The following is a 14,368-nucleotide window of genomic DNA, read 5'->3' as shown; positions in this document are numbered from 1 at the left end:
CTTAAAACGTGGTCTTGACGGAGAAGGCCAGGTAATCCCGGTCCTTCAGCGATTGCTGGAAGTTGAATTGGCTGGCTGCGTTGAGGTTGGTGTTCTCGGGGCCGTAGTAATGCGTGTACGTCAGGCCGGCGGTCACGCGATCCAGGTAAGTCGCGGTGATACCGATGTTCATGTCGCCGCCGTTATCCGGGCCGAATGAGCTGACAACTGCCGACTTGCCGAGGGGGAAATAGCTCAGGCCAACAGGAATGCTGATATCGACGCCTGAGAAAAACTGGCGATAGGTCGGGGTGTAGACCACCTTGAAGCCGAGGCCGTCATCGGTGGCGCCGGGGTCAAGGGCGGCACGGTTTTTCGTGACATTGAGCAGACGGTTCCAGGCGATCTCACCGACGAATCCCGACTCCTTGGCAATGAAGTTCGGCCCGAACGAAGCGATCACATTGAGGTTGATGTGCGCTGTGCGCCCGACGGCATAAAGCGCGTCATCGTCGTTGTCGGCCGCCACCCCAGGGAGCACGGTGACGCCGTTGGAGACCAGTGGCATGTTCCAGCGCATCGAGGCTTCACCGGCAAAACTGTAGGCATCAACCGTGGTGGAGAAACTGGCGCCCAACGCGCGGATCTCCTCCGGGTAAACCCAGTAGTAGTCGCCAATCTGGCCGGTGCTGAAATTCGGCGCACCGGCGGAAGGTTTGAGGTACAGCTTGGGCGTCTTGTCGTGGTACTGGATGGCGTACAGGCCGTACTCCACGGTCTCGGCGTTATATTTCAGTTGCAGACCGCCCTGCCCCGAATCCTTGGCGTCTTTGTCTTTGCCGTGGAAAAACGCCGCCGGACTGCCGGCGTTGCCACCGAGGAACGCCGGAAAAGGCGCGCCGACGATCAGGCGTTCATTGCCCTCACCGATGGTGTCGCTGGTGGAGAAATAACTGCCTGCACCCGGCAAGCGTGTTTCTTCCCATTCCAGTTGGTAGAACGCCCCGAGCGAGACATCGTCGGTCACTTGAAACGTGCCCGAGAGCTGATTGACCGGGCGCGTGATTTCCTTGAATTGGGTATTGGGCACCGACTGTGCCTTGACCACATCGACCGGCGCCATGCCACCGGCAATGCCGTTGGCACCAAAAAACAGGCTTTCGCCCCAGATCAAACCATGGCGCCCGGCACGCACGGACGTGGAGCGCTCGGCGATCTCGCCGTTCCAGTAGACAAACGCATCCAGCAACTCACCATCGCCGCCGTGCAAGTGGCGGGTGTCATCGGTGAACTCGTCGTAGCCAACCGAACGCGCGTTGGCGCGGCTGGGGTCATTATTGTCGTTGTCGTTCTGGTACTCGGTGTCGTACCACGCCGCGCCACTGAGCCGTGCGCCGACGTTTTTGAACGACATGTCCAGTTCCGAGAGGATGTCCATTCGGTTGGAGATCAGTCCCTTCTGGAAGGCACGATCGCCGTCGTCCTGGTTCAGCGCGACCTGGCCACGGGTCAGTTTGTGGCTGGGATTCTCGGTTCGCCACGCGGTGCTGTATTTCACCGTGTTGTCCCAGCGCAGGTTGAAATCGGGATTACCGGTCTCGACCTGAAACGCCTGAACGGCCTGGCTACACAGCACCAATGCCGCCGCCAGACTCAAACCGCAGGGTGCAGACAAGCGAACCGGGCGGCGCGCGAGCGTCGCAGTCGTTGAGCTAACCATCGCGTTAACCTCTTGTTTTTATAGTGGTAACTGCTGTGGGAATGCTGGGTGTGTAATCAGATTGGCTCAGCCGTGCGCGCAAGCATCTGCTTGACCAGGCCGATACGGTCGAAATCCCGGTCTTGCTGCATTTCCTTGTCGCCGGCCAGCACCGAGCTTTCGCTGATGAACTTGCAGCGGGCAAAGCGCCGCGCCATGAAGCGTTCGAGTTGCTGCTCAACGCTGCCGCCGGCCGTGAGTTCTTCACTGAGCACCACGGCATCTTCGATCGCCATACCGGCGCCCTGACCGAGGTGCGGCGTGGTGGCGTGGGCGGCATCGCCGATCAGCAGGACGCGACCGCGATGCCAGGGCTCGTCGACGAAAATCACTTCCATCGGTTTGTAAACGACCTGGCTGCTGTCAGTGATTTGCTCGCGCAATTCGCCGATCAAACCGCTAAAGCCTTGCAGGCGTTGGCGCATCTGCTCGGCCAGGGTGGCGGGATCCATCCACGGATTGGCGGGTTCATGGGAGGTCAGGAACATGTACATCAAGTTCCCGGCCAACGGCACCAGCCCGGCGTTGCCGGCGGCGCTCTGATAGTTGGCGAGGTGATCGATTTGCGCGGCGCGTGGGAAGTTGTAGCGCCACACCGATTGGCCGGTGAAGCGCGGCTGGTATGTGTCGCCAAACAACAGTTCGCGGACTTTGGAGAACAATCCGTCGGCGCCGACCACCAGATCATAGGTGCCGTCAGTACCGTCGGTGAACACCACCTCGACGCTGTCACCCCGGTCATTCAGCGATTCCACGCTGAGGCCCAGGCGCACATTGGCGCCGAGCTCCATCGCCGTGGTGCTGAGCACATTGTGCAGGGCCAGCCGCGAGATGCCGACGTTCGCCGGGTATTCAGGGCCCGCGAGGCGCTGACCGGGGATGCGAGCCAGTTGCTGGCCGCCCGGGCCGTAAATGGCGACGTCTTCGAAGGCGTATGCCGCATCGAGATAACCGTCGAGCACGCCCAGCTTGGCCATTTCGCGCACCACATTGCTCTGCTGGATAATGCCGACGCCGTACACGGTCCACTGCGACTTGAGTTCTATCAGATCAACTGCAATACCTTTGCGGCGCAACGCGATGGCTGCACACAGGCCGCCGATACCGCCGCCCACGATCAGAACTTTGTTCACTGCACTCATGGCAATCTCGCTTCTTATTCTTGTGATTCGCTGCAGCGCGGGGCGCTGCGTCGTTGGGTCCAGCTTCCGGGCAAACCAGGGATTTGACTAATCGCGAGTAGGGATGCGATGTATCGCCAGGCGCGATACCTCGTTTTGTAGCTGCACCTCTCCCGCGACGGGCATTTTCAGCACCACGCAACCCTCCTCCAGAAACCACTCAAGCGCTTCCAGTGTCTGGCCCAGACACGGGCCGTAGATGCATTCGCCGGTGTCAGGTAGAAACTGCGCACCGTGGGCATAACAGACGATCAACTGGCCATCGGCGGACAGGAACCGGTCTTTGCGGTACTCCAGGCGTACATCCAGATGCGGGCAACTGTTGCGATAAATCCGCACCTGACCTTGGTGCATCAGCGCAAAAACACTGTCTTTACCGCGTTGCAGCGGATCGAATCCACGCGCCTGCCCTTCCACCAGCTCTTCCAGTCGGCACAGGTAAAACCCGTGGTCGACCATGGTTCAGCCGAGCTTCGGTGGCGGGCCGCCGGGTGCCCATTTTTCTTTCGAATTGAACAGGAACAGCTGCGAGTTATCCGCCGACAGCGGCGCGCGACGTGCCTCCCAGGCGTCGTCGTGCTTGTCCATATCGGCGTCATATTCGATATGGCAACCCAGCGGGCTGTTGAAGTACCAGAACCAGTTGGAGCCAAAGAGATGGCGGCCCGGCCCCCAGAAACTGGTCCAGCCTTTTTGCTCGAAACGCGTGCCCGCCAACAACACTTCGGTGCCGCTGCCCATGTGGAACGTGAAGTGCTCGCAGCCTTTCATGTGCGGTGGCGTCTGGATCATGAACAGGCAGTGATGGTCATCAGAACCCGCCGGACGCATGAATGGTCCGGCGCCGATAAAGGTGTCAGTGGTTCTGAAACCCAGGCGTTCGGCGTAAAACGCCTCGGCTTTCGCCGCATCCGGAACGAAATACACGACGTGCGACAAGGTGCGCGGCAGCGCGCTCATGTCCAGGCTGATACCGGGTTGATTAAGCGGACGTTGCGGGGAATTGCCGGCCGCGTTGGTCAAGTCATCCGGGGCGCTGTACGGCCTGCGCACGCTGACCTGGAAAGCAATCGCAAAACCCATGTCGTCGACGCTGTGCAGCACGCCATCCGCATCGCGGCTCACCTGGCGGTCACGTGCCAGTTCGTCTTCGATTGCATCAAGGTCTGCCACGCCCGCTACGCCGTAGACGGTTTCGCGAATCGACGGCGCGGGGCCGATGGCGGCCGGCAGGTTCGCATCGTCTGCGCGCCGGATGATCACGGCGGTACCGTCCAGTGCTTCAAAACGCCCGCCATTGCTGTCCACGCCAATCGGCGCGAGGCCATAGTCACGCAGGCAATCGCTACAGGCTTGGATGTCATCGACGCCAAAGATCAGGGCATCAAGGCCAATGATGTTCATGGCTACCACTCCATTGAAATTATGATTGTGGAGACTGTTGCCAACGGCTGTTCAGGCGATCAGCCATGCTTGGAATCCGGTGGTGGTGTCGGCAAGAGGCCCGACTGCGGCGAAGATTGACGCGGGATCTGGCAGCTGACTAATCGTCTGTCGGGATGCGACCTATCGCCGATCGCGATACCTGCGCAGCGACTGACACAGCGAATAACGGGAGGGTTGACGCGGCGATGTATTCGACCGAATGTATCGCGAAAATAAATATAAAAATGGACGTGGCCTATGCGTTTCAATCACCTGGACCTCAATCTGTTGGTGGCGCTCGATGTGTTGCTTCAGGAGCAGAACATCACCCGTGCCGCCGAACGCCTGCACATGACTCAATCGGCTACAAGCGGTGTACTCGGGCGCTTGCGTACCTATTTCGAAGACGAATTGCTCGTCCAGGTCGGCCGCAAGATGCAGCCCACACCTTATGCGGTGGAGCTCAGCGAACCGGTGCGCGAAGTGCTGCTGACGATTCAGTCTTCGATTACCGCCAAACCGGTGTTTTCCCCGGCGGTCAGCAAGCGGCATTTCCGCCTGGTGACCTCGGATTATCTGATCAGCGTGCTGTTTGCTCAGGTGATCCAGAAAATCCATCAGGAAGCCCCGAACATCACCTTCGAGATGCTCGGCCCCAGCGACAACTCTGGCGAATTGCTGGTGCGCGGCGAGGTCGACCTGATGATCGTGCCCGAGCGGTACATCATCGAGGGTCACCCGTCCCAGCTGCTGTTTGAAGAAGATCATGTGTGCGTGGTGTGGCAAGGCAACACGCAGGTCGGCGACAGCCTGACCCTTGAGCAGTACATGGAAATGGGCCACGTGTCGGTCGGCTTCGGGCGGACCCGGCACATGAGCATCGAGGAATGGTTCATGAACCAGTACGGTTTCAATCGCCGACTGGAAGTCATCACCAATGACTTCAATACCCTCCCCCAATTGATTGTCGGCACCCAACGTATCGCGACCATGCACCAACGCCTTGCGCGTCTGTACGCCGAATATCTGCCGCTGCGCATCCTGCCGCCGCCGGTCAAGATCCCGGTCATGCGTGAGTTCATGCTCTGGCACCGCAGCGTCGATGGCGATGCCATGCACCGCTGGCTGCGCGAGCGCATCAGCGAATTCATCACGGATCTGGAACCGGCTGCTATCGCCGCGCGCGATACCTCCCATCCCGAGTCACGATTGGCCAAATAGTCGGGCCGTCCTTAACGTGCCTTGCAATCGTCAAGGCAACCACAAGGACAACAATAATGTTCCGCTACTTCCCGACTAACTACGTGTGGAATCTTTCTGTCGATCTGGCCATTGAAATGGGCGCCCGGATGGGCGAAATCGAAGAAATGTGTGCCCCGCTGCAAGAAGCCGCCAAGCAACCTGACGCCGCCGGCACCCAGGCGTTTCGCGAAACCTGGGCGAAAATGGCCGACAAGCTGTGTGGCCTCGCCGAAGAAGATGAAGGCAATGGCCGGCTGCTTTCCGCCGGCGAAAAATACAGTCGCGCCGCCACCTATTACCTGACGTGCGAACGCTTGCAAGCCCACGGCGCTGCGGGTCGTACCGAACTGTATCAGCGCTTTTTGCAGACCTTCAAACGCGGTATCGAGCTGTTGCGGGAAAACTGTGAGCGGGTGGAAATCCCGTATGAAGGCAAACATATTTCCGGCCTGCTGGTTCGTGCTGAAGGGGTGAGCGGCCCCGCGCCGCTGCTGGTTCAGGTCAACGGGCTGGATTCGACCAAAGAGATGAAATACCGCGTCGGCCTGCCGGCCTGGCTGGCAAAACGCGGCGTGTCATCGCTGATCATCGACCAGCCCGGAACCGGCGAAGCACTGCGCCTGCACAACCTGATCGCCCGTTATGACAGCGAGCACTGGGCCAGTCGCGTGGTCGACTGGCTGGAAACCCGCAGCGACGTGGATGCCAAGCGCATCGGCCTGGAAGGTGTCTCCCTCGGCGGTTATTACTGCCCGCGCGCGGTGGCCTTCGAGCCGCGGTTTGCCTGCGGCGTGGTCTGGGGTGCGAACCACGACTGGCGCGATGTGCAAAAGCGTCGTCTGGAAAAAGAAGGCAGCTTTCCGGTGCCGCATTACTGGTCGCACGTCAGTTGGGTCTGGGGTGCCAAAGACATTGATGACTTCATGGCCATCGCCGAAAACGTGCATCTGGACGGCATACTGGATCGCATCAAGGTGCCGTTCCTGGTCACCCACGGTGAAAAGGATTCGCAGATCCCGCTGAAGTGGGCGCACCGTACCTACGAACAACTGGTCAATAGCCCGAAACGCGAGCTGAAAATCTTCACCGAACGTGAGGGCGGTGTGCAGCATTCCAGTTTCGACAACAGCATCAATGCCGGTCAATACATCGCAGACTGGATCGCCGAAACCCTGGGCGGCCGCACCGCCTGATCCGTTGGAACCACGCCCAAAAAAACGCCGGACAATCTTTCGATTCTCCGGCGTTTTTGCGTTTACGGGTTGAACCAAAGGCACCTATTGACGCGATCAATACGCAGGCATCGATGCAATCTGCTGGTTCTGCACCCGCCTGCTCTTTAGCCTCGCTTTGCATAACAATCACAAAGCGAAGACGCCATGACTGCCCTGCATCTGAAATGCCAGACCCTGTTCGACGGCACCGGACTTGAAACCCGCCAACAACAAACCTTGATCGTCGAAAACGGCCTGCTCACTTACGTCGGCCCAACCGCGATGGCACCCTCTCCCCAGCCTGGCGACACACAAGTGGATGCCGGCGACAACTTCGTCATGCCGGGTCTGGTGGATGTGCACACGCATCTGGCGTTCGGTAATGCGCAAAGCGAAGAAGACATTGATCTGTGGACCAGCGACGAGTTTCGCGCACTGCGCGGGATGTTTTTCGCGCAGCACGTACTGGCTGCCGGCGTCACCAGCATGGTCTGCCCCGGCGACAGCGGCCAGCTGAGCATCGCCGTGCGCAATGCCGTCGCCGCCGGTTTGTTTGAAGGCCCACGTATCGCGGCCAGCAGCCGCGTCATCACCAATCGGCAGAGCCTTAACGACTGGTTCCCGAGCCGGGTCGGCGCCCCGGAATACTTCACCGCGCAACTGGTCACCAGCCGTAGCGACGCCCTCGCGGAGATTCGCAAGCAAGCCAAGGATGGGGTCGACCTGATCAAGATCGCCATGGACGGCACGCACCGCCGTCCCAATGGTGAAATCATCGCGGCCTTCACCGCCGACGAAACCTTTGAGATGGTCGAAGAGGCTCACCGCCTGGGCTGCAAAGTCGCCACTCATGCCTACGGTCGCGAGGCCGTGATGTACGCGGCACGCGCTGGGGTCGATCTGGTTTTCCATGCCTTTTATATGGATGACGCATGCATCGAAGCATTGCTTGAGGCCGGCAGCATTCTTGCCCCGACCATGACGTTTCCGCAAAACACTGTGGACTTCTGCCAGCCCCATGACCCGGCGATCAGCACGGGTTATGCGGGTTATTGCGCACGCACACTGGAAGTGGGTTCGGCGGTACTCAAGCGCGCCAAGGCTGCCGGCGTACCCTTTGCCTGCGGCAGTGACAGCGGTTTTGCGGTAACACCGTACGGCGAGTGGCATGCCCGGGAACTGGAGTTACTGGTGACCCGACTCGGCTTCACACCGGCCGAAGCGTTATACGCCGCAACCGCTGTCGGTGCGCGCTGCATGCCGCGCGGTGAAACCCTCGGCTCGCTGCAAGTGGGCAAGCAGGCAGACTTTCTGTTGCTCGACGGCTCGCCGCTGGATGACATCCGTCTCCTTCAAGACCGTTCACGCATTAAAGCCGTCTATAAATCCGGCCAACCGGTGCGCATGGATCGCAGCCCCTACAATCCTAAACAAGTGTCTGATTTCAACTCGCTGAAATGGACAGATCTCTACACCCGCGACCGCGTTGCCCAACTGGGCAAGTGGACGGTATGAGGACTGATGCCATGCAACGACTCGATTTGCTGACCGCCATGAACATGGCAAGTGAAGCCATGCGCTTCGCTCGGGACACCGGGATCAAACCTCTGGGCGTCGCCGTACTGGATGCCGCCGGCCATCCACTGGCGGTTCTGCGCGACGAGCACGCGACATTTCTGCGCCCACAAATCGCCACCGGTAAGGCGCGCGGTTGCCTGGGCATGGGTTTTGGAGGACGTGAGCTGGCGCGACGTGCGCAGGCCATGCCGGCATTTTTCGATGCCATCAACAGTTTGACCGGCGGTGAGGTGATTGCGGTGGCGGGCGGCGTGCTGATCCGGAATGCCGAGGGCGTGATTCTCGGTGCCATCGGCATCAGCGGCGATACCTCGGACAACGACGAACGCTGTGCATTACACGCAATCGCCCACGCCGGACTGGTGGCCGACAGCGGTGATCAGGTCCCCGGTTGATCGAGCAGCGCGGCCTGCTCCAGTAGCAGGCCGCGAAACCATTGCATGGCCGGGTCATGTTCTTGATAGGGATGCCATTGCAGGACTTGCTCGGCCTGCGGAAACGCCAGCGGTGCCGGGTGAATGCGCAACGGGAAACGCTGTGCAAAGCGCTGCGCCTGCCGTTGGAACACGGTGGCGATGCGCGCCGTGCCGACAATAAATTCCGGCATCAGTACAAAGCTTTCAACAGTCACCGCGGCACGCCTTTCAATGCCAAGTTCATGCAGGTGCACGGCGTCCATTGCCAGGTTGCGCCCGTCGGCAAACTCGCGCACGACGTGCTCGGCGGCGCAATAGTCGGCCAGGCTGAGGCCTTCGGCAAACTGCGGGTGCTGCGCGCAGACGATGCAACAGAGTTGGTCAGTCATCAGCGGCATCTGCGAGTACGCGGGATTCACGCGTTGCCGCGGCACGATCACACAATCACTGCGCCGATAGTCGAGCGCCTCGCTGACGACATCACCGTCGCGCGGCAGCGGCATGTCCCGCAGGCTCAGACGAACGCCCGGAGCGATATGCGCCAATTCACGGCTGACAGCCGAAAACAGCACGTCCGCCACGTAATCGGAGGCCACCAACGTGATGTGCCGATTGCACTGGGCCGGGTCGAAATTCAGCGGTGCATCGACGATTTCCCGCGTCAGAGCCAAGGCCGCACGCACCTTCGGCAATAACTCCAGGCCCAACGCCGTTGGCTCCAGACGCCGCCCCACTTGAACCAGTAACGGGTCGTTGAAATGCTCACGCAAACGCCCGAGTGCCGAACTGGTGGCCGACTGCCCCAGACACAGACGCTCGGCCGCCCTGCTCACACTGCACTCACTCAGCAAGGCATCCAGCGCAACCAACAGGTTCAGGTCGAGGCGTCTATATCGCATGCGGAGTCCGCTGAAGGTTTTGGATCAGTATTCTCCCGTCCTGCGGGCATGATTAACAGCGCTTCATTTCACCGAATCGTCTACAGAGTGTAAGAAACACCCACTTGAACAATTCTCGGTTCACCAGGGTACGCGTAGACATTACCAAAGGCGCCTTCTTCATAGTCCCGGTCGAAGACATTCTTCACATCAAGGTTAAGCCTGACCTTGTCGTTGATCTTGTAGAAGCTGAGCAAATCGACAACGGTGTAACTGCCCATCGAAAACGCCGTGTTAGCGGTCTGGCCCGCACGTTCGGCAACGTATTTACTGCCCATACCCAAACCCAATCCCTTCAGATTGCCATCCTGGAATTCGTAAACGTTGAGCAGGCTGAAGCTGTTCTTCGGAATGTTCATCAGTGGCGTGCCCGTCTGAATTACATTGTCCTTGGTAACCTCGGCGTCCACATAGGCATAACCGCCAATCACCCGCCACTCTGGGGTTACGTTGCCTGCGACGTTGAGATCAAAGCCACGGCTGCGTACCTCGCCGGCCGCCACGCTGAAAGTGGAGTCCACAGGATCGGTGGTGAGGACGTTGCGTTTTTCAATCTGGTAGATCGCCGCGTCAACACTCAACTGGCGATCCAGCGCCTCCCATTTGATCCCCACCTCATAAGACTTACCCTTTTCCGGCTCAAAACCGCCACCCTGCCGACTCGCGCCCGTATTGGGTTTGAATGAGCGCGCGGTATTGGCGTACACCGCGACGGTATCGGTAAGGTCATAAAGTACTCCGAGACGCGGGGTCACCGCATTGTCGCTTGCCTCCCAGCTTTTGCCGCCCGGTACATAGGTTTCATAGTCATGCTCGAAACGCTCGAACCGGGCGCCCGCCAAAACTTTCAGGTGCTCGGTCAATGCCACCTGATCCTGGACGAAGGCGGCGTAGGTCTTGAGATTTTCCTTGTCGTGGGTCGGCGTGCGGGTCAGGGCTGGACGAGGCTGACCATACACCGGATTGAAGATATCAATCGGGTAGGCACCTACTGCGCCGCTGGAACGCTGGATGATGGACTTATAGTCGTAATCTTCGTACTCGATTCCGGTCAGCAGCGTGTGATCGAAGCCACCGGTTGAAAAGTGTCCGGTGAGGTTCAGTTGGGTGTCCTTGTCCGTCCACTCCAGTTTGCGATAGTTGAAGTTGCGCCCCAGCGTGCGCCCGTCGGCAGCGACGCCATTCGCTTCAATGGCATTGCCCTGCAAGGTGCCGTCGAGCCATTGGAAACCACCGCCCAACGTCCAGTTATCGCTTAGCAGATGTTCGAAACGCAGCTGCGCCATGTTGTTGTCGTTGTGCAATTTGCCAACGTTCTTTTCGCCAAAGAAAGTATCGCGAGACGCGGTGCCAATCTGCTTCGGATAGCGCGTCACGCCACGATCCAGCGGGTGATTATTGCGCATGAAATCGCCCTCGAAGATCACCTTGGTATCGTCGTTGGCCTGCCAGGAAATAACCGGCGTCACACCATAGCGTTCGGTTTCAACATGATCACGGAAGGTATCGCCGCCCTCACCCACCACGTTCAATCGATACGCCAGGCGGCCTTCTTCGTCGAGCGGGCCGGACGCATCCAGCGTGCCACGCTTCATTCCCTGATCATCGAGTTGGCTGCCCAGGGTCACGGTGCGCTCCGTCAAAGGCTGTTTGGAGACCACATTGAACGTGCCACCCGGATCACCCCGGCCATAGAGAGTAGTGGCCGGGCCTCGCAGTACTTCAAGACGCTCGATGGTGTTCGCATCCGGCATGTTCGGATAACCACGGTTGATCGGGAAACCGTTGCGATAGAACTCGCCCGTGGAAAATCCACGCACCGTGAAAGAAGTCAGCCCCTGGCCACCGAAGTTATTGGCCCGTCCTACCCCGCCGGCGTAATCAAGCGCGTCCTGAAGGCGAGTCGCGCCGATGTCTTCGACAGCATCTTTGGTCACCACGCTGAGTGACTGCGGTGTCTCATGAATCGACGTGTCGGTTCGCGTTGCGCTGGCAGAACGCGTTGCGCGGTAGCCCTTCACCGGCCCTTGGGCCGCTTCGTACTCTGAAGTGCCGACAATATCGGTCGCCTGCAACTCCAGAACGGTTGTATCGGATGTCGCCTGCTCCGCCCAAGAGGAAGCGGAAAACGCCTGAAGCACACAGATGGAAACCAGAGTACGACGCATCGAGGAAGCCTTGAGGAAAGAGCCAAATGGGACGGCATACGTGCCAATAATTCGCGGGGGATGATATATGACATTGCGAGTGTTTGATACGTATTCGCATTTGTATTTGTCGGCGTCACGTGGATGGCAATGCTGGTAAACGAGCCTTTCCGACAACTCAGTTTGCGCAACCAATGCGTACTCGCGTAGTGATGATGAAAAAGCCGGGGGCCCATTGCCAGTAACGACTCACAAATCCTTGAAGTTCGCCGCACAGTGCTTTATCGAACCCCTGCTGCAGCGGCGGGTCTGCTCGTATACACCTTCTCTGTTCGGAAATATTTCAATGCTTGCCCAAAACACCCTTGTTCTGCTCGCGCGTTGCGGTTATGCCGCTCGGGGCGTTCTGTATCTGATCATCGGAATATTCGCGCTGCTGGCGGCTCAAGACGCTACGAAACCAAAAGACAGTCATAAAAGTCTCGAGGCGTTGTTAAGCCAGCCATTCGGGTATGTCTTGATTGGGCTGGTGGTGGCCGGACTACTCGCCTTCGCTGCATGGCGGGTGTTGCAAGCCGTTCGCGACGTTGATCATCACGGTACCGAACTCAAGGGCCTCGTTATTCGTGCAGGTTTGTTCGCGGGAGGTCTGGTCAATGGCGCACTGGCGGTTTTTGCATTGGGCCTGCTTGTCAGTGGTGCTGGCAGCTCGGGTAATTCCGGTGATGGCAAGACCAAGGATCTGCTGGCACATCTTTTGTCGTTCGAACATTCAAACCTGCTGGTCTACCTAGTGGCGCTAGTGCCGTTAGGTGTCGGCATTGCGCACATCATCAAAGGCTGGAAAGCGTCGTTCGAGAAGTACTTTGAGGCTGACGAAGATGTGATGCGCTATATCCGCCCTGTGGCGCAATTCGGATTGATTGCCCGAGGCGTCGTGTTTATCGAGATTGCACTGCTGATGGCGATCAGCGGATCTCTTTATAAAGCCACCAATCCCCCGGGCATGAAGGAAGCCCTTGATGCGCTGCAAAACATGCCTTTTGGCGGTTTGATTCTGATGGTGATGGCGTTGGGATTGATCGCATTCTCGGTTTACAGTTTCTCCGAAGGTGCCTGGCGCAAGATAAACATGGATGTGCCGGGGGTAGATAAGCGCTAGCGGCAAAGTGAATGCTGCCCTGTAAGGCGAGCGCCCAAGTAACGCATAGCGGAATCAGCGTTCAGGGCGCTACGTTTGATAGGACAGCGCAGCAAAACAGCAAATCCGTGTTCTACTTCACGTTGCGGCTTCCCCATCTTTCCTGTCTGGAACTCGCGCTCCTGACCAGGATCACGAACATGCGACTGTCCGACTTCATCACCACCAACCTCGAGCCGATTCTGCAGGACTGGGAAGATTTTGCGCGAACGATAGAAACGCCCGGCGCACCGCTGGACACAGAAGCGCTGCGTGATCATGCCGAACAGATGCTCCACGCCATCGTGCTCGATTTGCGGACTAAACAGACTGCAAAAGAACAACTGGCGAAGGCACATGGCAATGCCCCGTCAAATGACTCCGAAACGCCAGCGGAAACCCACGCAGTCACGCGGCTGATGGCAGGGTTCACGATCGATCAGATGGTCTCTGAATATCGTGCGCTCAGAGCCAGCGTCCTCGGTCAGTGGTCAAAACAGATCAAGGCCGGCACGCCACTCGACGTGGATGACATGACAAGGTTTCATGAAGCAATTGACCAGGCCCTCGCCGAGTCAATTGCAAGCTATTCACGAGCCGTCGAAGCGTCACGGAACATATTTCTGGGCATCCTTGGCCATGATCTGAGAACCCCGCTTGGCGCTATCTTGCTCGGCGCCGACATGTTGAGGCGCTCAGAAGACATCGGCCCCAAGGCCACGAAGATCTCGACGCAAATTTACACCAGCGTCAAACGTGCCAGTCAGATCGTCGGCGACCTGCTGGATTTGACACGCTGCCAGATGGGCCCGGGCATACCGGTTAAACGGGAGCGCCTGGATTTGTTGCCTGTGTGCGAGCGCATCGTTGATGAAATCCGGGCGTTTCACCCTGATGCGGATATTCTCTTGCAGACAAAAACATCCTGTGTGGGGGACTTCGATGGCGCACGGATGGAGCAGGTTCTTTCCAACCTGATCGGCAATGCCGTACAGCATGGCGATAACCAGCAGCCAGTGACCGTCACTCTGGTCGCCGCTGAGGAGAATGTCATTTTCACCGTGCATAACAGCGGTGAGCACATTCCAGATGACGTGATCCCGTTCATCTTCAACCCGATGGGTCGTTTTTCTCAGCACTCGATTATCGACCATGGCCCTACTGAAGGCTTGGGGCTGGGATTGTTTATTGCCTCAGAGATCGTTACATCGCACTGCGGTGTTATCGAGGTCATTTCGAATCCGCAAAGCGGTACTACATTCGTCGTGACAGTCCCAAAACTTTATCCCGACGAACAGTGATTCTTCGC

The 14,368-nt window shown here is 58.6% G+C and carries 12 protein-coding genes; 6 read left to right on the top strand and 6 right to left on the bottom strand.

Annotation, left to right across the window (positions count from 1 at the left end):
* Position 1: 1 nt before the first annotated feature.
* The 4 genes from ACA061_RS13590 to ACA061_RS13575 all read right to left on the bottom strand — a co-directional run bounded on the left by ACA061_RS13590 (position 2) and on the right by ACA061_RS13575 (position 4,323).
* On the bottom strand, positions 2-1,699 hold the full coding sequence (locus tag ACA061_RS13590) for a DUF1302 domain-containing protein (RefSeq protein WP_497299376.1): 1,698 nt from the start codon (positions 1,697-1,699) through the stop codon (positions 2-4).
* Positions 1,700-1,755: 56 nt separating this feature from the next.
* Positions 1,756-2,880 carry an FAD-dependent oxidoreductase gene (locus tag ACA061_RS13585; RefSeq protein ID WP_210554775.1) on the bottom strand — a complete coding sequence of 375 codons (1,125 nt, stop codon included), beginning with the start codon at positions 2,878-2,880 and terminating at the stop codon, positions 1,756-1,758.
* Between the two features lie 87 nt (positions 2,881-2,967).
* A complete protein-coding gene (locus ACA061_RS13580) occupies positions 2,968-3,378 on the bottom strand; it encodes a Rieske (2Fe-2S) protein (RefSeq protein ID WP_210554774.1) in 411 nt (136 codons plus the stop codon).
* Positions 3,379-3,381: 3 nt separating this feature from the next.
* Complete coding sequence (locus ACA061_RS13575) at positions 3,382-4,323, bottom strand: VOC family protein (RefSeq protein WP_210700042.1); 942 nt, start codon at positions 4,321-4,323, stop codon at positions 3,382-3,384.
* A gap of 279 nt (positions 4,324-4,602) precedes the next feature.
* Between ACA061_RS13575 and ACA061_RS13570 the strand changes: the two genes are divergently transcribed.
* The 4 genes from ACA061_RS13570 (at position 4,603) to ACA061_RS13555 (ending at position 8,773) form a co-directional block, all read left to right on the top strand.
* Positions 4,603-5,565 carry a LysR family transcriptional regulator gene (locus ACA061_RS13570; protein ID WP_150603487.1) on the top strand — a complete coding sequence of 321 codons (963 nt, stop codon included), beginning with the start codon at positions 4,603-4,605 and terminating at the stop codon, positions 5,563-5,565.
* A 56-nt stretch (positions 5,566-5,621) separates the two neighbouring features.
* The gene (locus ACA061_RS13565; RefSeq protein WP_497299375.1) at positions 5,622-6,779 is read left to right on the top strand and encodes an alpha/beta hydrolase family protein; all 1,158 of its coding nucleotides are present in this window, start codon (positions 5,622-5,624) and stop codon (positions 6,777-6,779) included.
* Positions 6,780-6,965: 186 nt separating this feature from the next.
* Complete coding sequence (locus ACA061_RS13560) at positions 6,966-8,315, top strand: metal-dependent hydrolase family protein (protein WP_150615635.1); 1,350 nt, start codon at positions 6,966-6,968, stop codon at positions 8,313-8,315.
* Positions 8,316-8,326: 11 nt separating this feature from the next.
* Positions 8,327-8,773, top strand: a complete 447-nt coding sequence (locus ACA061_RS13555) for a GlcG/HbpS family heme-binding protein (RefSeq protein ID WP_497301906.1) — start codon at positions 8,327-8,329, stop codon at positions 8,771-8,773.
* Here ACA061_RS13555 and ACA061_RS13550 read toward each other — a convergent pair.
* On the bottom strand, positions 8,758-9,693 hold the full coding sequence (locus ACA061_RS13550; protein ID WP_497301905.1) for a LysR family transcriptional regulator: 936 nt from the start codon (positions 9,691-9,693) through the stop codon (positions 8,758-8,760). The two genes, ACA061_RS13555 and ACA061_RS13550, sit on opposite strands and share 16 nt — an antisense overlap.
* An 80-nt stretch (positions 9,694-9,773) precedes the next feature.
* Positions 9,774-11,900: a TonB-dependent siderophore receptor gene (locus ACA061_RS13545; RefSeq protein ID WP_497301903.1), complete on the bottom strand. Its 2,127-nt coding sequence runs from the start codon at positions 11,898-11,900 to the stop codon at positions 9,774-9,776.
* A gap of 325 nt (positions 11,901-12,225) precedes the next feature.
* Here ACA061_RS13545 and ACA061_RS13540 point away from each other — a divergent pair, with 325 nt between their 5' ends.
* Positions 12,226-13,041 carry a DUF1206 domain-containing protein gene (locus ACA061_RS13540; RefSeq protein ID WP_150615640.1) on the top strand — a complete coding sequence of 272 codons (816 nt, stop codon included), beginning with the start codon at positions 12,226-12,228 and terminating at the stop codon, positions 13,039-13,041.
* A 179-nt stretch (positions 13,042-13,220) separates the two neighbouring features.
* Complete coding sequence (locus ACA061_RS13535) at positions 13,221-14,360, top strand: ATP-binding protein (protein ID WP_497301902.1); 1,140 nt, start codon at positions 13,221-13,223, stop codon at positions 14,358-14,360.
* Positions 14,361-14,368 lie beyond the last annotated feature (8 nt).

Source organism: Pseudomonas sp. LBUM1668 (assembly GCF_059695715.1).
Note: the sequence above shows the minus strand (reverse complement) of the source record. Positions and strands in the feature narration are given on the sequence as shown.